This is a genomic window from Agrobacterium sp. D14 (assembly GCF_001526505.1).
Taxonomy (GTDB): domain Bacteria; phylum Pseudomonadota; class Alphaproteobacteria; order Rhizobiales; family Rhizobiaceae; genus Agrobacterium; species Agrobacterium leguminum.
Genome location: NZ_ASXX01000001.1, coordinates 509,024 through 530,058 on the forward strand (window position 1 = coordinate 509,024; position 21,035 = coordinate 530,058).

A 21,035-nucleotide genomic window follows, 5' to 3' on the forward strand; every position below is an offset into this window, starting at 1 on the left:
AAGTTCTCCTCATCGAAACACGAGAGGAAACTTCCATGAAAAAGTTCGTCACCATTCTTCTGGCCGCTACCGTTCTCGCCGCTCCGATGGCTCAGGCCCAAAGCCGCCACGACGATCGCCATCGCGGCGTCACCGTCGAGCGACAGGTCACCACCAAAAAGGTCATCGTCAAGAAGCACCGCTGGGATCGCGGCCAGCGCCTGTCTGCGGGTGAACGCCGCCACGTGATCGACCGCCGCGATTATCGCCGCTATCGCCTTGCCGAACCGCGCCGCGACCAGCGCTGGGTGCGCGTCGACAACCAGTTCCTGCTCATCAACGCCGTCAGCGGCCTGATCGTCGGCCTCGCCGCCGCCCGCTAATCCAGGCATAGATGAAATGAAAAAGGCCCGCTCGTGCGGGCCTTTTGTCGTTTGTCGTTTCAGCCGATCAGAAAATGTCGGCGCCGCTGCCCCAAGGGCCGTGCGGCTTGTCCACACCGTCGGTACGTTCGAAACCATGCGCGCCGAAGAAGTCGCGCTGCGCCTGAATGAGGTTGGCGCTGCCGCGGCCGCGACGATAGGCGTCGAAATAGCCGAGTGCCGACGCCAGCGCCGAAACCGGCAGGCCCGACAGGACGGCGTAGGAAACGACGCGGCGCAGCGGCGCGTCGGTATCCTTGACGATGCCGGCAAAGGCAGGCGTCACGATGAGGTTGGCTACATGCGGGTCCTTGGTGAAGGCCGACGTGATCTCATCGAGGAATTCCGAGCGGATGATGCAACCGGCGCGCCAGATGCGGGCAATCGTCGGCATCGGCAGGTTCCAGTTGAACTCCTTGGAAGCGGCCGACATGATGGCGAAGCCCTGCGCATAAGCACCGACCTTGGCGGCCAGAAGCGCGCTTTCCAGATCGGCGATGAAGGCCTTTTTGTCAGCCGGTGCCGCTGCAAGGGTCGGCAGGCCGAAGATCTTCTCGGCAGCTTCACGCTCATCCTTCTGCGAGGAGAGAATACGGGCAGCCACAGCCGCCTCGATGGCGGTTGCGGCGACGCCCATGTTCTGTGCCTCGATGACCGACCACTTGCCGGTGCCCTTCTGACCGGCCTTGTCGAGGATCAGATCGACCATCGGCTTGCCGGTGATCGGATCGGCGGCGCGCAGAACCTTCTCGGTGATTTCGATCAGGTAGGAATTCAGGCGGCCCTTGTTCCATTCTGCGAACACATCGGCGATTTCCACGGCACTCATGCCAAGGCCGTCACGCAGGATGCCGTAGATTTCGGCGATCATCTGCATATCGGCATATTCGATGCCGTTATGGATGGTCTTGACGAAATGGCCGGCACCATCATTGCCGAGCCATGCCACGCATGGATCGTTGTTGTACTTGGCGGAAATGGAAGTCAGCACCTTCTCGACGCGCTTCCAGCTGTCCTCGGTGCCGCCGACCATGATCGACGGTCCATGGCGCGCGCCTTCTTCACCGCCGGAAACACCCATGCCGATAAAGGTCAGGCCGCTATCCTTCAGATTGTCGAAACGACGGATCGTATCGCGGAAATTCGCATTGCCGGCATCGATCATGATGTCGCCATTGGACAGATGCGGTTTCAGGATTTCCATCTGCTGGTCGACCGGATCGCCGGCCTTGATCATGATGATGATCGGGCGCGGAGGGCGAATGGCGGCGACGAATTCCTCGATGGTTTCGCAGGGGATCAACTGTCCCTGCAAGTCCCCAGCCTCGGCGTAGAATTTTTTCGTCGCTTCAGGGGTTCGGTTGAATACGGCAATCTTGTTGCCCTTTTCCGCGATGTTCAACGCCAGGTTCGAGCCCATGACGCCGAGACCGATCAAACCGATTTCTGCCTGTTCCACGGATGTGCCTCCATCTTGCTTTTTGGTGGTCGTGTTGTGGCACTGTAATGAACAAACGGCAAGGCTAGCCGGGACTGAAACGATTAAATTTTGATGACGCAAATCAGCTTTGCATATTTGCGACAGGTCGAGGCCGGTTCAAAACGCCAAGCCCGCCTCGCCTCTTATGATCGTCGGGGCCGGTCGTCACCGTCATCCAGCGCCCGCCAGGCGGCCCCGTCCATATCCTCATATTGGCCCGAGCGCACCGACCAGAGGAAGGCGAAAAGGCCAAGCGCTCCTAAGAACAGAGCGACGGGAATGAGATAGATCAGCATATTCATGCCAGTTGCACCCCCTCGCCTGCAAATCCGGTCTTCGCTTGGTTCTGAGGACTGACGGTTTCAGCCGCACCGGCAAGCCGCAGGGCATTGGCGACAACGATCAGCGAGGACGTCGACATGGCGATGGCCGCGATCATCGGCGTCGCATAACCGGCAATCGCAATCGGCACGGCGATCACATTATAGCCGATGGCAAGCGCGAAGTTCTGCCGGATCAGCCTTCCGGCCCGCTGCGATGTCTCGATTGCGAAAGGCGCGGCATCGAGATCCTCCTGCATGAACACGAAATCGGCGGCCTGCCGGCCGATATCGGCGGCGGTGGCGGGCGCCATGGACACATGCGCGGCGGCGAGCGCCGGCGCGTCGTTGATACCGTCTCCCACCATCAGCACCCTGCGCCCCTCTCCGGCAAGCTCGGCGCAGCGCGCCGCCTTGTCCTTCGGCGACAGATCGGCACGCCAGTTGCCGATCCCCAGCCGCTGCGCCATGGCGCTGACGGCTGCTGCCCGGTCACCCGAAACGATTTCCTGCATCAGGCCCCGCACCGACAGGCTGCGCAATGCCGCAACAGCCCCCGCGCGCGGATTATCCTCGAAACCGAAGCTCGCCAGATGCCTGCCATCGAGGGACAGCACCACTTCCGACCGCGCATCGCCATTGTCGACGCTCGGCTCATCCGGGCACGCGAAACGGCGATTGCCCAGCCGGTAGGTTCCGGCTTCCGTCTCCGCCTCGACGCCGGAGCCCGGAATTTCCCGCACCGCCTCATAGGTCGGCACAGCGCCGCTATAGGCAGCATGCAGGGCTTTCGACAGGGGATGCCGCGAATGGGCGGCAAGCCCCGCTGTAATCGCCATGGTGGCGGGCTTCACATCGCCAGTCTCGACCAATCTCGGTTTGCCGATAGTCAGGGTGCCGGTCTTGTCGAACAGCACGGTATCGATTTCGGCCAGCCGCTCCATCGCCGAACCTTCCTTGACCATGATGCCGTGCCGGAAGAGCCTTCCGGCGGCCACAACCTGCACGACGGGAACGGCAAGGCCAAGCGCACAGGGGCAGGTGATGATGAGAACCGCGATGGCGATCAGCATCGCCTGTTTCCAGTCACCGCCGAAAATGCCCCAGCCGAGAAACGTCACCAGCGCAAGAAGATGCACCACGGGAGAATAATAGCTCGCGGCACGGTCGGCGATGCGCCGATAACGCGCCCGCCCGCCTTCGGCCGCTTCCATCAGCCCGATCACTTCCGAGAGGAAGGAATCCTTCGCCGATGCAGTCACCCGTGCAGTCAGCGAACCGGTGAGATTGAGCGTACCGGCCTGAAGGCTGTCGCCTTCCGCAACGCGACGCGGCGCGCTTTCACCGTTGACGATGGACATGTCGAGATCGCTGCTGCCGGAGACGACCACGGCATCCACCGCCACGCGGTCCCCGGCCGCAATCGCAATCGACATTCCGGGTTGGACATCGGCAAGCTGGCGGTATTCCCGCGTTCCGTTCTCACCGATCACCGTTGCCCCGCGCGGCGAAAGACGGGCAAGCCCGGCAATGGCCGAACGCGCCTTGTCGCGCATGATATGGTCAAGCGTCCGGCCAATCAGCAGGAAGAACAGCAGCGAGACGGTCGCATCGAACCAGGCATGTTCGCCGTGATGGATCGTCTCCCACAGGGAAACGGCATAGGAAAGCGTGATGGCAAGCGCGATCGGCACATCCATATTGGTGCGGCCATGTTTCAGCGCGTTCCAGGCCGATTGATAGAAGAAACGCCCGCCATAGATCAGCGCCGGCGCGGCGATCATCGCCGAAATCCAGTGGAACATGTCGCGCGTCGCCGCATCCGCCCCCGACCAGACGGAGACGGACAGAAGCATGATATTGGCGGAAGCAAAGCCGCACAGCGCCACCGCCCTAATCAGCTGCGAACGCAAGGCGTCCGAGGCATCCTGCCCACTGGCGAAAAGATGCGTGCGATATCCCGTCGCAAGAATGGCGCGGGCAATCTCGGCGGGATCGGTCCTGACGCCATCGACTTCCTCTTTCCAGACGACCGCCACACGTTTGGACGACAGGTTCACGCGCGCCCGCTCCACTTGGCGAAGACGGCCGAGCGCGGTCTCTATGGTGGCGATGCAGGCGCCGCAATACACATCCGGCACGCTGAGATCGGTCTGGCGCAACCCCTGCCCCAGATCGCGGCTCGCCAGCATCAACTCCTCCGACGATGGTGGATTGATCGGCTCGCCAAGTTGCAGCGAACCTTCCGTTCCCGGTGCGCAGCAGCTCATTTGCGCCCCCTGATGACAGCAATCCGCGTGCCCTCATGCACGATGATCCGGCCGTCCTTGACGGCGGTAACCTCGACGATCCATTGGCCCGGCAACATGTCATGCGGTCCGGTGAAGACACCGGTGGAAACCGGGGTCAGTTCCATGTCGAAATTCTGGCGTTCCCCCACAGGCCGGCGAAAATGCGCCGTCACCTTATCGGTATCGACCGGGCCGGTGTCGGGATGAAACACCTCGTAACGCACCGTCTTTTCATCCACGATGAGCTTGCCCTTGATACCGGTCGCAGCCCTTGCCTTGGCGGCTTCCGCCTTGGCGTTGAACTGCTGGCTGGCCACATAGGTATTGGGCACGACGAGCCCGCTCCAGCTGTTGACCGCGTTCCAGGCCATCACCATGTTGACGGTGATGACGGTGCCGAAAAACAGCAGCATGACACCCAGCATGTGCCAGCCGGTAAAAGTGAAACCGGACGTCTGGTGATTGTTCACGGTCATTTTTTCACTCCCGGAGCGTTGAAGACAGCATCGTAGCGGGCCGTCTCATGGCCGCCCGTATCGCTGACGATGAATTCGAAATTTTCCGCCGTACGCGCCACATCCTCGCCCGGCAGGGTGACGAAGACCTTCAGCGTCGTCGCCTCGTCCGGCTCCACCGTCACCTCGAAGGTGCGCGCGGCCGTATCCGGCATGCCGTTGATCTTCATCACCGCATTCGGAATGCCCTCGATGGTCAGGCTCATCGTACGCGGCTGCGGCACCATGTTGAGAATGCGCACCGTATAGCCGTTGCGAATGGAGCCGTTCGATTCCAGCACATATTGTGGATTGCGGTCATGCAGCACATTCAGCGCCAGCCGCTCGCGCGTCACCAGCGCAAACAGCATGCCGATACCGACCGCCGACCATATGGCCGTGTAAAGCAGCGTGCGCGGCCGGAAAACGATGCGCCAGTTGAAGTGGCGGATGCTCTTCCTGAAGCTGCCGTCCTCCTCGCGCACATTGGCGGGGCGGATGTCATGCTCACCATTACCGGTCGCCAGCGCCATGTTGGACTGGTATTCGGACAGCGTCGCATAGGCGATCAGCCCGCGCGGCTTGCCGATCTTGTCCATCACCCCGTCGCAGGCATCGATGCAGAGCGCGCAGGTGATGCATTCCAGCTGCTGCCCATCCCTGATGTCGATGCCCATGGGACAGACCGCGACGCAGGCATTGCAATCGACGCAATCACCGATGCTCTCCCCTGCCGCCGCAGCCTTCTTGGCATGCCGCGAGCGCGGTTCGCCGCGCCAGTCATTATAGGTGACGACAAGCGAATTCTCATCCAGCATCGCCGCTTGAATGCGCGGCCATGGACACATATAGGTGCAGACCTGTTCCCGCATCAGCCCGCCGAAGACATAGGTGGTGGCGGTGAGGATGGCGACGGTGGAATAGGCGATCATCGGCGCCTGCCCTGTCATGAACTGCATGGCCAGCGTCGGTGCATCGGCGAAATAGAAAATCCAGGCGCCGCCGGTCAGAACACCGATCACCAGCCAGATCGCATGTTTCAGCACCCGCTTGCGCAATTTACCGAATGTGAAGGGCGCTGCATCCAGTTTCATGCGGGCGTTCCTGTCGCCCTCTATCGCCCGTTCGACCACCAGGAACAGGTCGACCCAGACGGTCTGCGGACAGGTATAACCGCACCATGCGCGCCCGACAGCGGAAGTAACGAGAAACAGCCCAAGCCCGGCCATGACCAGTAATCCGGCGACGAAGAAGAACTCCTGAGGCCAGATTTCGATGAAGAAGAAATAAAAGCGCCGGTTGGCGATATCGATCAATACCGCCTGATCCGGCGCATAGGGACCGCGATCCCAGCGCAGGAACGGCGTCAGATAATAAATGCCGAGCGTGACCAGCATCACCAGCCATTTGAACCGCCGGAACCGACCTTCCGCGCGCTTGGGGAAAATCTTCCTGCGCGCTTCGTAAAGCGGTTTGCGCGTTTTTGCGGAATTGACGGCTTCCGCCTCCAGCCTTTCGACGGGCTGCTGCGGAAGGTCCTGTCCGGCGCGATAGATGTTCATGATAGGAGTCCGTTTTTATCTCCTTGCTTTCTCCCATCTCCCCGGTGAAACATCCTTGACTTGCATCAAGTGACGACAAAGTGGCGCAGTATGGGAACGCGCCGCCACGGGAGGATGAAATGCCTGTCATGCAGTCGAGAATCATTCATCTGTCGATCGAAAAACCCTGGAGCCATGTCTACGACTTCGCCTCCGACCCGCAGAACATGCCACACTGGGCGGCAGGTCTTGGCGGCGGGCTGAAGCCTGACGGCGAAGACTGGATCGCCGAGGGCGGGCCGCTTGGCGAGGTGCGCGTCAATTTCGCGCCCGCAAACGAGTTCGGCGTCATCGACCATGTCGTGACATTGCCGGATGGCGTGAAGGTTTATAACGCGCTACGGGTAACGCCGAACGGCAGCGGCACGGAGGTGAGTTTCACCCTGCTTCGCCTTCAGGGCATGACGGACGAGGATTTCGAGCAGGACGCAAAAGCGGTCACGGCCGATCTCGAAACGCTGAAGGCGCTGCTCGAAAAGGATTGATGGAGGAAGCATGACCACGAATACGAACGACCGGCGGATCGACTATGTCGAATTCAACGTCGCCGATATCGAACGCAGCAAGGAATTTTACGGCGGCGCCTTCGGCTGGTCCTTCAAGGATTACGGTCCGCAATATTGCGAATTTTCCGATGGCCGGCTAACCGGCGGTTTCACCACCACGGCGCCGGTCTCGGCCAAGGGGGGACCGCTCGTCATTCTCTACGCCGCCGATATCGAGGATGTGCAGCGACGCGTCGAAGCCGCCGGCGGACAGATCAGCGTTGCGATCTTCGCCTTTCCCGGTGGCCGGCGTTTTCATTTCGCCGATCCGGATGGATACGAACTGGCCGTCTGGTCGGACCGATAAAGAAAAAAGGGCCGCATAGCGGCCCTTTGAGTGTGATGGCAGAGCTTCTTTACACTCGACGTCATCCTTGGGCTTGTCCCAAGGATCTAATCACGTCCAATTCAATCGAGACGTTGCAGATGCTCGGGACAGGCCCGAGCATGACGGAAGAGAGCTTTCAGGCCGCTATCATCTATCCGGGGGCCGCATGACACAGCCCTTTCCATTTCCTGTCTTTGCTATCACTCACCGCCGCCAAGCGAATGCACGAAAATCGCCAGCTGCTTGACCGTCGTATCGCCGAGACGCTCCCCCCAGGCGGGCATGACGCCATGCTTCGGCGACCGTATCTGCGAGACAATCCCCTCTTCGCCCTGCGACTTTAGCCAGATCGCATCGGCAAGATTGGGCGCGCCGAATTCGCGATTGCCCTTGGCGTCTTCCCCGTGGCAGGAGGCGCAATTGTCGGCAAAGAGCTGCTTGCCGGGCTCCACCTGCGCCGGGTTGGAGGGGGTGCCGGTGAGACTGACGACATAGGCGGCAACCTCGCGGATTTCATTCGACTGGAGGATATCGCTAAAGGCCGGCATTTCCGAAGCCCGCGTATCCGCATCGTCGGCAAAACGAATGCCGTGCTTCACCGTCGTATAGATGTCGTCGACGCTGCCGCCCCACATCCAGTCGTCATCGTTGAGGTTGGGATAGCCCTGCCCGCCTTCCGCGCCCGAACCGTGACACTGAATGCAATTGACCTTGAAAGCGGCAGCGCCGCCGGAAAGGGCAAATTGCATCAGGGTCGGGTCGGCCTGAATTTCGGCAAGCGACGAATTGGCGATCCTGTCGACAAAGACGCTCTGCGACTGTTTTGCATCGGCAATTTCGGCGGCAATATCGCCACGGCTGTTCCAGCCGAGCAACCCTTGCGTCGCCCCATTGATCAGCGGCCATGCCGGATAGGCGATGGTGTAGCCGATGGCCCACAGGATCGTGAAATAGAAGGTCCAGACCCACCAGCGCGGCATGGGATTGTTCAGCTCGCGGATACCGTCCCATTCATGGCCGGTGGTTTCGACGCCGCTGATGTCATCAATGTGTTTTTCGGACATATCCTAGTCCTCCTTGAGCGGAATGCTGGCGGCATCGTCCGCGGCTTGTCTGGAGCCGGGGCGAAGGGTGAAAACGACGACGCCGGCAAAGAACAGGGTCATGGCAAGCAGACCCCAGCTATCGGCGAAGTGGCGCATGGCCGTGTAGGTTTCCATGGCTTAAACCTCCTCACCGGTATCCGGCGGCATCGTCATAGGTCGAGAAATCGACCAGCGTGCCGAGCATCTGCAGATAGGCGACCAGCGCATCCATTTCGGTGAGCCTGGCCGGATCGCCGTCGAAATCGCCCACCTTCGCCTTCGGGTAACGCGCCAGAAGTTCCGACGAATCCGCATTCGGATCGGCTTGGGCGACAAGATCAGCCGCGGACTTCTCGATCATCTCATCGCTATAGGGCACACCAACGGCGCGGTTGGCCTTCAGCTCCATCGAGATGTCGGTGATCTTCAGCGGCGTCGTCTTGAGGAACGCGTATGACGGCATGATCGATTCCGGCACCACCGAGCGCGGATCGGCCAGATGCTGCACATGCCATTCGTTCGAATAACGATCGCCGACGCGCGCAAGGTCCGGCCCCGTGCGCTTGGAACCCCATTGGAACGGGTGATCGTACATGGATTCCGCCGCCAGGCTATAATGCCCGTAACGCTCCACCTCGTCGCGGAACGGCCGGATCATCTGGCTGTGGCAGACATAACACCCCTCGCGGATGTAGATGTTGCGCCCGGCCAGCTCCAGCGGCGTGTAGGGCCGCATGCCCTCCACCTTCTCGATGGTGTTCTCGAGATAAAAGAGCGGTGCGATTTCAACGATGCCGCCGATGGAAACGACCAGCAGGGAACCGACCAGAAGCAGCGTCGCGTTGCGTTCGATGACGGCGTGTTTGTCAAGAATGGACATGGGGCCCCTCCTTATTCAGCAGGCTGCAGCGAGGGTGCCGCGCCTTTGCTGGCGCCCTCCTCGCGTTGATGACCGAGGATGGTCATCGTGACGTTGTAGGCCATGATCAGCGCGCCGCTGAGGAACATCAGGCCGCCCAATGCACGCATCACGTAATAGGGGAACAGCGCCGCGACCGATTCCGCGAAGGAATAGACGAGGAAGCCTTGGGCATCGTATTCGCGCCACATCAGAGCCTGCTGGATGCCGGCCACCCACATGACGGCGGCGTAGACGACGATACCGAGCGTGGCGAGCCAGAAGTGCCAATTGACCAGTTGCAGGCTATAGAGACGCTCCCTGCCCCAGAGTTTCGGCGTCAGGTAATAGATCGCGCCGAAGGTGATCATGCCGTTCCAGCCGAGAGCGCCGGAATGAACATGGCCGATGGTCCAGTCGGTATAGTGGCTGAGCGAGTTGACGGCCTTGATCGACATCATCGGGCCTTCGAAGGTCGCCATGCCGTAGAAGGCCACCGCCATCACCATCATGCGCACGACGGGATCGGTACGGATCTTGTCCCATGCGCCCGAAAGCGTCATCAGGCCGTTGATCATGCCGCCCCACGACGGCATCCACAGCATGACCGAGAACACCATGCCGAGCGTCTGCGCCCAGTCCGGCAGCGCCGTATAGTGCAGGTGGTGCGGGCCGGCCCAGATATACATGAAGATCAGCGCCCAGAAGTGGATGATCGACAGGCGGTAGGAATAGACCGGGCGGTTCACCTGCTTCGGGATGAAGTAGTACATCATGCCGAGGAAGCCGGCCGTCAGGAAGAAGCCGACGGCGTTATGGCCGTACCACCATTGCGTCAGCGCGTCCTGCACGCCCGAGAAGGCCGAATAGCTCTTGATCCCAAGGAAGGACACCGGCACCGCCAGATTATTGACGATATGCAGCATGGCGATGGTGACGATAAAACTCAGATAGAACCAGTTCGCCACATAGATATGCGGCTCCTTGCGCGTGAGGATCGTGCCGAGGAACGCAAGAAGATAGGCGACCCAGACGATGGTCAGCCAGATGTCAACATACCATTCCGGCTCCGCATATTCGCGTCCCTGCGTGATGCCGAGCAGATAGCCGGTGGCGGCCATGACGATGAAGAGGTTGTAGCCCCAGAACACGAACCAGCCGAGATTGCCGCCGAACAGGCGCGCCCGACAGGTTCTCTGCACCACGTAAAAGGAGGTGGCGATCAGCGCATTTCCCCCGAAAGCGAAGATCACCGCCGATGTGTGCAGCGGTCGCATCCGGCCGAAGTTGAAATAGGGCGCGATATTGAGATCGGGAAAAGCGAGCTGAAGCGCCACCACGACGCCGACCAGAAAACCGACGACACCCCAGAACACGGTGGCGATGACGCCGTATTTCACCACCTCGTCGAAATATTCCGACTTGAGGCGGGCACGCGCGGCTGAATCGACAGGCGCGAAGGAGACACGGCGCAGCAGAAGCACCGTGCTGACCAGAAGCGTAAAGAACAGCACCCACATATGGGCGGCGAAAAGACTGTCATGGGCAAAGGCTGCCCCGAGCAACGCGAGAAAGGCGCCGAGCGCCACGATCGCGGTTTCTAACGTGTAATTCATTGTTGGTTTCCCCCAACGTGCAAGCCGACCGACGAAAGGCACGGCACGCGCCTGGGAGAGCGGAAACGCGCCTTTGCGTCGGTTGGAGCATTGCCACCGGCAGGGCAACGCCACCTTGATCCAGATCAAGAAAAAGAACCCGGAAAAAATATGAATAATACAATCATGTTTTTATTGCCTTTTCATGTGGCAATGCTATTTCGTCTGGGAAACTGCGGCTTTAACTGGATTGGCAAAATATTATAATGAGTTCGAAGCCGCCGATCGAAGTATCTCCAGAACGTTTTTCCGACGAAAGGCGTCCGCTGGACATGTCTATTGAACGTTATTACAGGGAGATAATTCAGGCTGTCAGTCGAAAAGGTATCGATCAGTCCCTGTCGCACGATGTCGTGCATGATCTTTATATAAAGCTTGCAACCAGTGACCATCGGCTGGAACACAAATCCAGTATAAAAGCCTTTCTCATTCGGGCGGCCGTCAATCTCGGTTTCGACAGGATGAGAAGAGCCGCTTTCGAAACACGGCTTTTCGCGCAGCTTGACCGATCCGCAGAAGCAATCGCCACCCAGCAGCACGCCCCCGGACAAAATCTTGATCTCCGCAAGCGGCTTACGGCATTGCGCGAGGCAATCCAGGCTTTGCCGCCGACATGCCGCCGGGTGTTCATAGCACACAGGGTGGGACAAATACCGCGCGAGGATATCGCCGCCGCCATGGGCATCACACGTGGATCGGTGGACAGGCATTTGCGACATGCCGTGCTCCATTGTCTGGAAAAGATGGATCAGTTCGACTAGCCGCATTCGGCGCCCAATTCCGCAACCCCGATTGAACGCGATGGAAACGTGAAAGCATGACAGACAACAGCAAGCGCATCCGGCAACAAGCGGTGGATTGGGCGCTCTGTCTTTCGGAAACCGGAAGCCCGGCCGAAAAGGAAGAATTCGACCGGTGGCTCGCGGCCGATCCCGCGCATGCGGAAGCCTATCGTCGCGTCGCTGCCGTGCTTGATCAGACGCATATCGCGCTGGCGAAAGAGCCGGCTTTCACGAGGAAGGCATTTCGCCGCGGCAAAGGGCCTGGCAAAATAATCGTGGCCGTCCTTTTGCTGACGGTTTCAGGTAACCTCATTGCCGTCTTGGATGTTCCGACCCAGCTCAGGGCCGACCTGATGACGGCGAAGACGGAACTGCGAACCGAAAAGCTGCCGGACGGTTCGACCATACATATGAATTCCGATACCGCGATTGCACTTTCCTTCTCCAACGGACGCCGAAGGATAGATTTGCTGAAAGGCGAAGCCTATTTCGAGGTGGCGCGGTCCGATACGCTCGGCGCTTTCGAAGTCGCCACGCCGGAGGGCGCCGTCACGGCGCTCGGAACGGCTTTCGACGTCAATCTTCTGGGGAACGGCTTTGAGGTAACGGTGACAGAAAGCAGGGTCGCCGTCCATTCCGACGCCACGAAGCAAAGGGTCGTCCTGGATCCGGGAAAACGCATCATCGTCGATGACGCGGGCATCGGACCTGAGGAAACGGTTCCAGCGGAGTTCCAGACACCCTGGCGCAACGGTCGCCTCGTCTTCGACGATCGCCCGCTATCCGAGGTGGTCACCCAGATATTCCGTCATATACCCGGCCGCGTCATTACGCTCGATCCCCGTCTGAACAGGAAAAGGATAACCGGTTCGTTCAATCTGACGGATGGAAACCGCGCACTTGACGATTTCGCCGATGCTTTCGGTCTGCGGATCGCCCGGACCGGCAAATTCCTGACTATAATTTACTAGTTTTTCTTCACCGGACTGCAGAAACCCCGATGCTCATTCGTCTAGCTCCCCGACAAACCTTTTTTATCGGATTTGCTGGGGATTGGGGACATGAAGAGAAAGATCGTTATGCGCGGCATGCTGGCTGCGGCCCTTTATAGCGGCGCGAGCCTGTGCGTGATGCCGCCTGCGACCGCGCAAACGCCAGGTAAAGCCATAACAGTCGAAATTCCCGCCGGCAAACTATCCACGGCTCTCAACGCGCTGGCAGCACGCCTCGGTTTACAGATCGGCATCGAAGCTTCGCTCGTCAGGGAAAGAACCACATCCGGCCTTTCGGGTTCCTTCACACCCTCGCAAGCCATAAGCCGTCTTTTGCGGGGCACCGGACTTCAATACCGTTTCCTGAATGACAAGGTCGTCACCATCACCGCCACACCCCAGGCATCGGTAGAGGCGGAAGGCACGGAGCTCGAACCAATCATTGTGTCAGGCGCAGGATTTGGCCGCTTCAACGGGGAAAAAACCGCGGCCTATGATCAGGCGCAAAGCGCTTACTTCGTGGATGAGGAAACGATCAGCCGGCTGACCGGCTCCAGCCCTTCCGATATTCTGAAAGGAATTCCAGGCGTCTATACCGGCGAAGCGCGGACAGGCGGAGGCATCGATCCCAATATTCGCGGCTTGCAAGGGCAAAAGCGGGTCAAGGTAACCGTGGACGGCGCGGAAAACAGCATCGATGTCTATCGCGGTTATGCCGGGCGTCAGGAAAGAAACTATATCGATCCGGATTTGATAAGCTCGGTCAGCGTCTTCAAAGGCCCCTCTCCCGCCCTTGACGCCATCGGCGGCACCATCGCCATGTCGACGATCCGCCCGCAGGATATTCTGATAGAGGGCAACGAAATCGGCGTGAGGCTCAGGGGAAGCGTCGCTTCCAACAGCGCATCGTTGCCCGATACTTTCAATGCGCCGGAAAATACCGACAGAAACTCGTTTTTCGAACCGCAAACGGGAAATGGAAGCGCAGCCTTCGCACTCAGCCAGGAAAACTTCGACGTGGTCGGCGCCTATGCCAAACGTCACAACGGCAATTACTTCGCCGGCAGCAAGGGCCGCGACAAATATCGGATATTCCAGGATGGAAGAGAGGAAAACTCGGTCGCAAAGCTCTACCCGGATAACGGCGAGGTGTTCAACACCTCAAGCCAGACGGAATCCGCCCTGTTCAAGCTGACATTGCGTCCGTTCGAGGATCACACACTGGATCTCGGCTATCGCTATTTCAACGGTCGCATGGGCGAGATCATGAGTTCGCAAATATTGCGAAACTCAACAGGCTCCATCCCGCAATGGGATCCCTCGACGGTCAAAAGCGATAGCGTAACGGCACGATACAGGTGGAACCCACAAGACAACGACCTCATCGACCTGACAGCCAATTTCGCCTATTCGCATCTGGCCTATGACGGCTATCTGACGCTATCGAGCCAGACGCCCAGCGACCGGCCCGCATGCAACGACGATCCTTTCTCGGAGCGGTGCTACAAACGCTTTTACGGCGCGTCACGTATCATGGAGACGACTTCGGTTGATATCGCCAACACATCCAAAGTCGACACCGAGATTGGACAGTTCAAAATCAACTATGGTGCGGCGCTGCGCTTCGAGAAGCTTTTCCCGCCCTCGGACGCCCCCAGCGAAGCCAATGGCAGACAGGTCAGCGGAAACTTTCATCAGCAGGCGGACCGTGAGCAGTTCGATAGCTTCGGCACAGTGACCTGGGAGCCGGACGAGCGCCTGGACATCAGCCTCGGCGGCAGGTTCACCAAATTCAAGACCTACGATCATAACAAAAGACGTGAAGAAGAGACTTATACGATCAACCGTAAATCGCTCTATTTTTACAAGAACGAAACCGAGTACGACTTCCTGGTTGATGGCGACGGCAACCTGGTTCCGGACGGCAACGGCTGGTACCTGTATGATTATTCTCTTCCGCTAGAAACACGCCCAGTGCCGCGCGGCAATGCGTTCTGGTATTCCGATGCCCAAGGGAACTATACCGATGCCACCGATCCGCGAAAGATGCCCGATGGCAAAGGATATCCCGTTGGACACGCGGGGGATGACAGTGAAATGACATCTCTTTCTTCTTTGGACTTTGATGACAGTCTCACTTTGGTCGAGAGTGATCAATGGTCCAGCGAGGGTAAAAGAACCATATATTATGACAATCTGCGGCGTCGCAACTCAGGCTTTGCGCCCAGTCTCAGCGGCAGCTACGAAGTTTCGATGGCTGGAAGCTTCACGCGGCCTATACCCACGGGATTCGCATGCCGAGCCTCACGGAATCCATGGTCGGCAACGCTTCGGCCGCGGTGCCTGCCGATCTGAGACCCGAACAGGCCCGCAACCTCGAATTCGGCGTGTCGACCAAAATGGAAAATCTTCTGGAGGGCGGCGACAGTTTCATGGCCCGCCTCTCCTACTTCAACAACAAAACCAAGGACTACATCACCCGACACGAATATTATAATGAGGGCTCCTACAGGGATCCGGCGCTCAGAAGACTGGCGCGCCAGTACAATAATGCGTTCTACAATGCCGATTCCTTTACCGTGAAGGGACTGGAACTCCAGGCGACATACGACGATGGAGCGTTCTTCACGGATGTTTCGGCCACATACAATCTCTCGGCCACAACATGCGCACCCGATGTAGCGCAATTCATGAGGAAAATGTCCTCCGACAGCCGGCTGAAAAACATACCCGGATGCGTCGATGGCGGGTTCTCCGGCTCCTTCACGAACGCGCAAAACCCGCCCCAATACACATTGACCGGAACCTTCGGAGCGCGTTTCCTGGATGAGGCTCTGGAAATCGCAACCAGAGTGACCCACACGAGCGCGCCGATCACGAAACTGGACAAGCCCTGGAACAATTTCGGAGGCGTCGCGACACAGCTATTCTACCAGCCGGTGACGCTCTTCGATTTATCCGCATCCTACAAGATAAGCGAAAACGCCACCGCCGGATTCAGCATCGAAAACGTGTTCGACCGCTACTACATCGATCCGCTGTCGCTCAGCATGATGCCGGGTCCAGGACGGACATTCAAAGCGTCCCTCACCATGAAGTTCTAAGCGCAATTAGCCCTTCATCTTCAGGGGCAGACCGGCGGCGACAAAATAGACCTCACCGGCAATCGCGGCGATTCGCTGATGCAGGCGGCCGGCGTGATCGCGAAATTCGCGCGCCATGCGGTTTTCCGGCACGATGCCGAGACCGACTTCGTTGGAGACGAAAATCAGCCTCGCCCGAGCCGATACAATCGACGCCTCAAGCGCCGCAAAGGCAACCTCGATATCGGCATTCTCCATCATCAGATTGGTGAGCCACAGGGTGAGGCAATCGATGAGAACGACATTTTCCGGCGCATCGAGCTGCTCCAGCACGGCGGCAATATCGACGGGCGCTTCATGGGTGGTCCATTCGCCGCCGCGCCGCGCTTGATGATGGACGATGCGGTCGCGCATCTCGTCATCCCATGCCCGGCCGGTGGCCAGATAATGCAGGCTTCCACCGGACTTGCCCGCAAGCTCTTCCGCAAAACGGGACTTGCCGGAGCGCGCGCCGCCAAGAATGAAAACGGAGCGGTTTTTATCTGTCATCTAAAACCTGAAGGAAGAGAATGAAGCGGACCGGCATCTTCGCCGTGTTGCAAGCCAGGGACAGGCAGACATGAAGGGAACGATTCGTAGAAAAAGGCGTCCCCCGGTTGCTCATGCCGGACTGCCGCTGATACCGGGCCGGAGAAAACAAGACCTGCCTGCAGGATGCGGGGCATATCAGCCTTGGCGACTCCGGATACCGGAAACACCGGTCCTGATGAAAGGCTAGGTGCGAACGGCCATCCTGTCAATCGGTCCCTGCCGTTAGCCCAAAATCAGGCGGAACCGGGACGCAAAACCTTAATCCGGAACCGGCAGACCTGTCGTCCGCGACTGGATTGATAAAGCGACTTGGTTACCGGAAAGTTAGCGAAAAACCGAATGATGAAACCGCAACGCCAAAGGAGAATATGGAGTGACGGCAGCCGCCGCCATTGCCTTGCCATGGCCTTCAAATCAATATGCTTTCGAAGATTCGCAAACAGCAAGGTGACCTGCCCGTGATGACCGTCATGGACTATATCTCGATCGTCGTTTTCATCCTGTTATGGGCCGTCTATACCCATGTCACGACGGGAACGAGGCTGTTTTCGAGAGCCAGCCTCAATCAGGCCATGGCCGAGCGCCGCCGCGACTGGATCATGAATTCGCTGAAGCGCGACCTGAAGATGATCGACACGCAGATCATGGCCGGCCTGCAGAACGGCACCGCCTTTTTCGCTTCCACCTCCATCTTCGCCATCGGTGGCTGTTTTGCGCTTCTGGGCGCGACCGAACAGGTTGAATCGGTGTTTCGTGACATGCCTTTCGTGCATTACGCCGGACGCACGGCTTTCGAACTGAAGGTTATCGGGCTGACCTGTCTTTTCGGTTATTCCTTCTTCAAGTTCGGCTGGTCCTACCGCCTGTTCAACTATTGCACGATCCTGTTCGGCGCCATTCCCATGGTCCACGACGTCGGCGCCGATCGCGAGGCGGCGGAGCGGGCGGCCGAAAACGTCATAAAGATGAACATCATCGCTGCTAAGAACTTCAATGACGGCCTGCGGACCATCTTTCTGTCCATCGGTTATCTCGGCTGGTTCATCAGCCCTTATGTCTTCATCGCCAGCACGGTCATCATCATCGTGGCGCTGTTACGCCGCCAGTTCTTTTCCGAAGCGCGACGCGCCATCATGGAAGAAAACAGGCCTTGAAATAGCCGCACTTCAAGGGCCAAGCCCAGCGTGATACCGGCCTCCCCGAAAGCTTGAAAAACGGAAACCATGGACACGAACGCAGCCGCAAACGAAAACCGCCGCAAAGGCCGCATAGGCGGTCTCGACACCCTGCGCGGGCTGGCCCTCTTCGCCATGGCGTCCTACCACTTCACATGGAATCTGGAATATTTCGGCTATCTCGAACCCGGCACGGCGACGACCGGTCTGTGGAAGCTCTATGCGCGCGGCATCGCCAGCTCGTTCCTGTTTCTGGCCGGTTTCAGCCTGTTTCTCGCCCATGGCAAGGGCGTGAACTGGCCGTCCTTCGGCAAGCGTTTTGCCATGGTGGCCGGCTCGGCGCTGCTCATTACCGTCGCCACGTATTTCGCCTTTCCGGACAGCTTCATCTTCTTCGGCATATTGCACAATATCGCCGCCGCAAGCCTTGTCGGACTGTTGTTCCTGCGAGCACCCGCGGCCGTGACGCTGCTTTTTGCAGCGATCGCTTTCATCCTGCCGCACTATCTGCAATCCGAACTGTTCAACGCAAAATGGCTGGCCTGGATCGGTTTTTCCACCATGCCGCCCCGTTCGAACGATTATGTGCCGCTTCTCCCCTGGCTTGCGCCCTTCCTTGCCGGACTTGCGGTCTCGCAATTCGTCACGCCCCGCGACTGGCTCGACCGCTTTCGAAGCCCGAGTTCGCCTCGCAACCTGATCGCAGGCGCCGGCCGTCACAGCCTTGCCTTTTACCTCATCCACCAGCCGGTGCTGATCGGCCTCGTCTACACGCTGTCGCTCATCGCCCCGCCCCCGCCTGTCGATCAGGTCGAGCTTTACAAATCGAGCTGTGAAAAGAGCTGCGTCGAGCAGGCGAACGGGCTGGAACTGTGCCAGCGTTTCTGCGGCTGCACGCTGGAGAAGCTGCAGGCGGAAAACCTGTTCGACACGATGATGGAAGGCAAGCTCAGCGCCGATCAGCAGACGAAGGTCAGCGAGGTGGCGCAACAGTGTACGGTTGAGGCGCAGTAGGTACGAGTGGGCCAAATCGAGCCGACGTTTTCGAGCGTTCCCATCCGCACTAGGCGTCATCCTCGGGCTTGTCCCGAGGATCTATCCCCGTTTCCAAAATTGAACCGTAGCAGATCCTCGGGACAGGCCCGAGGATGACGGAGGAGACATATTAATTCTTAAACGATGACCCAGCGCGAATATCGCCCGAAATTTCGTTCACGTCCCAACGCCGATTTCGGCAAGCCGCGTCAGACAGGCTTCTTCGACATTGTCGAGTTCCGCCAGCGTCTCTTCGATGTCCTTGCGTTTTTGCCGAAGCTCGGCGCGCTTTTCATCGACCTTCTTCATCAGAAGCACCAATTGGCCCGATTCGCCCGGCGGTTCCTTGTAGACGTGAATGATTTCGCGAATTTCGGAGATGGTGAAACCGATACGGCGGCCGCGCAGGATTTCCTGAATGAGGCGGCGGTCCGCAGCCCTGAAAAGCCGTGTGCGCCCGCGACGCTCAGGGTGAATCAGCCCCTCGTCCTCGTAAAATCTCAAGGTACGGGTTGAAACACCGAATTCGCGTGTCAGTTCGGTTATGCTATAATACTTATCCAAGGGCCTATCCGATTCATAACCGGATGATATTATTTGACCTTCACGTAAAAGTCAATTTTCGCCCGCGTGGCCCTACCCGGAAATACCGTACCACCAGGTCGCGATCCCCAGAAAGGCGAAAAAGCCGACAATATCGGTGACCGCCGTGACGAAGACCGCCGAAGAGACCGCCGGGTCCGCTCCGAACTTGTCGAGCACCAGCGGAATGAGAATGCCCGCCAGCGCCGCCGCCAGCATGTTGAGACACATGGCCGTGGCGATGATGCCGCCGATATGGATATCCTGAAACCACATACCGGCGACAATGCCGATGGCGCAGCCGAACAGCATGCCGTTCAGGATACCCACACCCGCCTCGCGCCGGATGATGCGCGCGGCGTTGTGAATATCGAGGCTTTTGGTGGCGAGTGCGCGCACCGACACCGTCATGGTCTGCGATCCGGCGTTGCCGCCCATACCGGCCACCGCCGGCATCAGGATCGCCAGCGCGACGATCTGCTGGATCGTCGCATCGAACAGGCTGATGACGGAGGCGGAGAGAAAGGCGGTGATGAGATTGACCGCAAGCCAGGGCACGCGTGAACGCGACGTGCTGGCAATCGAGTCCGACAGTTCTTCGTCACCGACACCGCCAAGGCGCAGCAGATCCTCTTCGGCCTCTTCCTGAATGACGTCCACCACGTCATCGATGGTCAGCACGCCCACCAGTCGGCCGTTGTCGTCGACCACGGCGGCGGAGAGAAGGTCATATTGCTCGAAAAGCTGCGCGGCCTCTTCCTGGTCCATTTCGGCCGGAATGGAGTGGTTGGTCTCGTGCATGATCGTTTCGATCTTCACCTGACGCTTGGCGCGCAGCACCTTGTCGAGATCGAGCGCGCCGACCAGCTTGAAGGTGGGATCGATGACGAAGATCTGCGTGAAGGAATCCGGTAGCTCCTCCTCCTCGCGCAGATAATCGATGGTCTGCCCCACGGTCCAGAACGGCGGCACGGCCACGAATTCCGTCTGCATGCGGCGGCCGGCCGAGCTTTCCGGATAATCCAGAGCCCGCATCAGCCGCACACGTTCGGTGAACGGCAGTTGCGAGAGAATATCTTCGCGGTCCTCGTCGTCGAGGTCCTCGAGAATATAGACGGCGTCGTCCGAATCCAGCTCGCCGATACCGGCAGCGATCTGCTCGTTCGACATCTGATCGACGATATCGAGGCGGATGCCCTCATCCACCTCGGTCAGCGCCGTCATGTCGAAGTCGGAACCGAGAAGGCGCACCAGCGCATGGCGCTGTTCAGGCAGGATGGATTCCAGCAGGTCGCCGAGTTCGGATTCGTGCAGCCGCGCCACATTCTTGCGCAGGAAAAGCAGATCGCGGTCAGCGATCGCGGCACCCACCATCGTCAGAAAATCCGAGCGGACGGACCCGTCTTCTGCGTAAATATCGGAGGGCGCTTCCGCAGGCTTCATGTCCTCGGGCGCGACAGGATCGTCGTCACGGTCTGTCATCTGGCGTCCCCTTGTATTCAAATGCCGCAGTGCACGGATGCGCAGGCAGAATGGCGTTAAAAGGTTTATTGTCAACAACCGGATAGCGGCAAATAAACAAGCTCTCCGGCTGCGGCGAAAAATCCATTCAACATTCCTCTTCCGGTTCGCAGGCTTAGCCACGGCCAGCGGCTATAGGCATGTTTAGCCAAGCTTTGCAGCTTGTTTTGCGACAA

General features: G+C 59.0%; 22 protein-coding genes. 9 read left to right on the forward strand and 13 right to left on the reverse strand.

Features of this window, described 5'->3' with window-relative positions; translation table 11 throughout:
* Window positions 1–35 precede the first annotated feature (35 nt).
* Window positions 36–362: an RcnB family protein gene (locus tag L901_RS02490; protein WP_035223395.1), complete on the forward strand. Its 327-nt coding sequence runs from the start codon at window positions 36–38 to the stop codon at window positions 360–362.
* Window positions 363–429: 67 nt separating this feature from the next.
* On the opposite strand, the gene gndA is transcribed toward L901_RS02490, so the two are convergent.
* From gndA to ccoG, 5 genes are all read right to left on the reverse strand, one after another.
* Complete coding sequence (gene gndA, locus L901_RS02495; RefSeq protein ID WP_059753056.1) at window positions 430–1,860, reverse strand: NADP-dependent phosphogluconate dehydrogenase; 1,431 nt, start codon at window positions 1,858–1,860, stop codon at window positions 430–432.
* A gap of 164 nt (window positions 1,861–2,024) precedes the next feature.
* On the reverse strand, window positions 2,025–2,183 hold the full coding sequence (gene ccoS / locus L901_RS02500) for a cbb3-type cytochrome oxidase assembly protein CcoS (RefSeq protein WP_003502794.1): 159 nt from the start codon (window positions 2,181–2,183) through the stop codon (window positions 2,025–2,027).
* The gene (locus L901_RS02505; protein ID WP_082710417.1) at window positions 2,180–4,471 is read right to left on the reverse strand and encodes a cation-translocating P-type ATPase; all 2,292 of its coding nucleotides are present in this window, start codon (window positions 4,469–4,471) and stop codon (window positions 2,180–2,182) included. The genes ccoS and L901_RS02505 overlap by 4 nt, the downstream gene beginning before the upstream one ends.
* A complete protein-coding gene (locus L901_RS02510; RefSeq protein WP_059753061.1) occupies window positions 4,468–4,968 on the reverse strand; it encodes a FixH family protein in 501 nt (166 codons plus the stop codon). Before L901_RS02510 ends, L901_RS02505 begins: the two co-directional genes overlap by 4 nt.
* Window positions 4,965–6,548 carry a cytochrome c oxidase accessory protein CcoG gene (gene ccoG / locus L901_RS02515; protein WP_059753063.1) on the reverse strand — a complete coding sequence of 528 codons (1,584 nt, stop codon included), beginning with the start codon at window positions 6,546–6,548 and terminating at the stop codon, window positions 4,965–4,967. The genes L901_RS02510 and ccoG overlap by 4 nt, the downstream gene beginning before the upstream one ends.
* A 119-nt stretch (window positions 6,549–6,667) precedes the next feature.
* On the opposite strand from ccoG, the gene L901_RS02520 reads away from it, so the two are divergent.
* Window positions 6,668–7,072: an SRPBCC family protein gene (locus L901_RS02520; RefSeq protein WP_059753066.1), complete on the forward strand. Its 405-nt coding sequence runs from the start codon at window positions 6,668–6,670 to the stop codon at window positions 7,070–7,072.
* 10 nt (window positions 7,073–7,082) lie between these two features.
* Window positions 7,083–7,439: a VOC family protein gene (locus L901_RS02525; protein WP_059753069.1), complete on the forward strand. Its 357-nt coding sequence runs from the start codon at window positions 7,083–7,085 to the stop codon at window positions 7,437–7,439.
* Between the two features lie 221 nt (window positions 7,440–7,660).
* Here the strand turns inward: L901_RS02525 and ccoP are convergent, their stop codons facing one another.
* The 4 genes from ccoP to ccoN are packed head-to-tail and all read right to left on the reverse strand — an operon-like array spanning window position 7,661 to window position 11,059.
* Complete coding sequence (gene ccoP / locus L901_RS02530) at window positions 7,661–8,524, reverse strand: cytochrome-c oxidase, cbb3-type subunit III (RefSeq protein WP_059753071.1); 864 nt, start codon at window positions 8,522–8,524, stop codon at window positions 7,661–7,663.
* 3 nt (window positions 8,525–8,527) lie between these two features.
* Entirely contained in the window at window positions 8,528–8,680 is a 153-nt protein-coding gene (locus L901_RS02535) for a CcoQ/FixQ family Cbb3-type cytochrome c oxidase assembly chaperone (protein WP_003525003.1), read from the reverse strand.
* Window positions 8,681–8,693: 13 nt separating this feature from the next.
* On the reverse strand, window positions 8,694–9,425 hold the full coding sequence (ccoO, locus tag L901_RS02540) for a cytochrome-c oxidase, cbb3-type subunit II (protein WP_059753074.1): 732 nt from the start codon (window positions 9,423–9,425) through the stop codon (window positions 8,694–8,696).
* An 11-nt stretch (window positions 9,426–9,436) separates the two neighbouring features.
* Window positions 9,437–11,059 (reverse strand): cytochrome-c oxidase, cbb3-type subunit I, encoded by a 1,623-nt coding sequence (gene ccoN / locus L901_RS02545; protein ID WP_059753076.1) that lies wholly within the window; start codon window positions 11,057–11,059, stop codon window positions 9,437–9,439.
* A gap of 311 nt (window positions 11,060–11,370) precedes the next feature.
* Here ccoN and L901_RS02550 point away from each other — a divergent pair, with 311 nt between their 5' ends.
* From L901_RS02550 to L901_RS27570, 4 genes are all read left to right on the forward strand, one after another.
* Entirely contained in the window at window positions 11,371–11,859 is a 489-nt protein-coding gene (locus tag L901_RS02550; protein WP_245289574.1) for an RNA polymerase sigma factor, read from the forward strand.
* 56 nt (window positions 11,860–11,915) lie between these two features.
* Window positions 11,916–12,851, forward strand: coding sequence for a FecR domain-containing protein (locus L901_RS02555; protein ID WP_059753081.1), 936 nt, complete (start codon window positions 11,916–11,918; stop codon window positions 12,849–12,851).
* 90 nt (window positions 12,852–12,941) lie between these two features.
* On the forward strand, window positions 12,942–15,227 hold the full coding sequence (locus L901_RS02560; protein WP_245289575.1) for a TonB-dependent receptor: 2,286 nt from the start codon (window positions 12,942–12,944) through the stop codon (window positions 15,225–15,227).
* A complete protein-coding gene (locus tag L901_RS27570; protein ID WP_245289576.1) occupies window positions 15,167–15,976 on the forward strand; it encodes a TonB-dependent receptor domain-containing protein in 810 nt (269 codons plus the stop codon). Before L901_RS02560 ends, L901_RS27570 begins: the two co-directional genes overlap by 61 nt.
* 6 nt (window positions 15,977–15,982) lie before the next feature.
* Here the strand turns inward: L901_RS27570 and cobU are convergent, their stop codons facing one another.
* The gene (cobU, locus tag L901_RS02565) at window positions 15,983–16,504 is read right to left on the reverse strand and encodes a bifunctional adenosylcobinamide kinase/adenosylcobinamide-phosphate guanylyltransferase (protein ID WP_059753084.1); all 522 of its coding nucleotides are present in this window, start codon (window positions 16,502–16,504) and stop codon (window positions 15,983–15,985) included.
* 503 nt (window positions 16,505–17,007) lie between these two features.
* Here cobU and L901_RS02570 point away from each other — a divergent pair.
* Window positions 17,008–17,700, forward strand: a complete 693-nt coding sequence (locus L901_RS02570) for a DUF599 domain-containing protein (protein WP_003524993.1) — start codon at window positions 17,008–17,010, stop codon at window positions 17,698–17,700.
* Window positions 17,701–17,769: 69 nt separating this feature from the next.
* Entirely contained in the window at window positions 17,770–18,735 is a 966-nt protein-coding gene (locus L901_RS02575; RefSeq protein ID WP_059753087.1) for a heparan-alpha-glucosaminide N-acetyltransferase, read from the forward strand.
* Window positions 18,736–18,933: 198 nt separating this feature from the next.
* Here the strand turns inward: L901_RS02575 and L901_RS02580 are convergent, their stop codons facing one another.
* The 3 genes from L901_RS02580 to L901_RS27310 all read right to left on the reverse strand — a co-directional run bounded on the left by L901_RS02580 (window position 18,934) and on the right by L901_RS27310 (window position 20,947).
* Window positions 18,934–19,320, reverse strand: coding sequence for a MerR family DNA-binding transcriptional regulator (locus L901_RS02580; RefSeq protein ID WP_003524989.1), 387 nt, complete (start codon window positions 19,318–19,320; stop codon window positions 18,934–18,936).
* A 72-nt stretch (window positions 19,321–19,392) separates the two neighbouring features.
* Window positions 19,393–20,820: a magnesium transporter gene (mgtE, locus tag L901_RS02585; protein ID WP_059753090.1), complete on the reverse strand. Its 1,428-nt coding sequence runs from the start codon at window positions 20,818–20,820 to the stop codon at window positions 19,393–19,395.
* Window positions 20,807–20,947, reverse strand: a complete 141-nt coding sequence (locus L901_RS27310) for a hypothetical protein (RefSeq protein ID WP_170988565.1) — start codon at window positions 20,945–20,947, stop codon at window positions 20,807–20,809. Before L901_RS27310 ends, mgtE begins: the two co-directional genes overlap by 14 nt.
* Window positions 20,948–21,035 lie beyond the last annotated feature (88 nt).

Bases quoted from the DNA above. Each gene is read 5' to 3' on its own strand.
- L901_RS02525 (WP_059753069.1), top strand. From the start codon at position 7,083: ATGACCACGAATACGAACGACCGGCGGATCGACTATGTCGAATTCAAC.
- L901_RS02520 (WP_059753066.1), top strand. From the start codon at position 6,668: ATGCCTGTCATGCAGTCGAGAATCATTCATCTGTCGATCGAAAAACCC.
- ccoG (WP_059753063.1), bottom strand. From the start codon at position 6,548: ATGAACATCTATCGCGCCGGACAGGACCTTCCGCAGCAGCCCGTCGAA.
- L901_RS02535 (WP_003525003.1), bottom strand. From the start codon at position 8,680: ATGGAAACCTACACGGCCATGCGCCACTTCGCCGATAGCTGGGGTCTG.
- L901_RS02560 (WP_245289575.1), top strand. From the start codon at position 12,942: ATGAAGAGAAAGATCGTTATGCGCGGCATGCTGGCTGCGGCCCTTTAT.
- ccoO (WP_059753074.1), bottom strand. From the start codon at position 9,425: ATGTCCATTCTTGACAAACACGCCGTCATCGAACGCAACGCGACGCTG.
- L901_RS02555 (WP_059753081.1), top strand. From the start codon at position 11,916: ATGACAGACAACAGCAAGCGCATCCGGCAACAAGCGGTGGATTGGGCG.
- L901_RS02570 (WP_003524993.1), top strand. From the start codon at position 17,008: ATGACCGTCATGGACTATATCTCGATCGTCGTTTTCATCCTGTTATGG.
- L901_RS02490 (WP_035223395.1), top strand. From the start codon at position 36: ATGAAAAAGTTCGTCACCATTCTTCTGGCCGCTACCGTTCTCGCCGCT.
- L901_RS02575 (WP_059753087.1), top strand. From the start codon at position 17,770: ATGGACACGAACGCAGCCGCAAACGAAAACCGCCGCAAAGGCCGCATA.
- L901_RS27570 (WP_245289576.1), top strand. From the start codon at position 15,167: ATGCCGAGCCTCACGGAATCCATGGTCGGCAACGCTTCGGCCGCGGTG.
- L901_RS02505 (WP_082710417.1), bottom strand. From the start codon at position 4,471: ATGAGCTGCTGCGCACCGGGAACGGAAGGTTCGCTGCAACTTGGCGAG.
- ccoP (WP_059753071.1), bottom strand. From the start codon at position 8,524: ATGTCCGAAAAACACATTGATGACATCAGCGGCGTCGAAACCACCGGC.
- L901_RS27310 (WP_170988565.1), bottom strand. From the start codon at position 20,947: ATGGATTTTTCGCCGCAGCCGGAGAGCTTGTTTATTTGCCGCTATCCG.
- ccoS (WP_003502794.1), bottom strand. From the start codon at position 2,183: ATGAATATGCTGATCTATCTCATTCCCGTCGCTCTGTTCTTAGGAGCG.
- mgtE (WP_059753090.1), bottom strand. From the start codon at position 20,820: ATGACAGACCGTGACGACGATCCTGTCGCGCCCGAGGACATGAAGCCT.
- ccoN (WP_059753076.1), bottom strand. From the start codon at position 11,059: ATGAATTACACGTTAGAAACCGCGATCGTGGCGCTCGGCGCCTTTCTC.
- L901_RS02510 (WP_059753061.1), bottom strand. From the start codon at position 4,968: ATGACCGTGAACAATCACCAGACGTCCGGTTTCACTTTTACCGGCTGG.
- cobU (WP_059753084.1), bottom strand. From the start codon at position 16,504: ATGACAGATAAAAACCGCTCCGTTTTCATTCTTGGCGGCGCGCGCTCC.
- L901_RS02550 (WP_245289574.1), top strand. From the start codon at position 11,371: ATGTCTATTGAACGTTATTACAGGGAGATAATTCAGGCTGTCAGTCGA.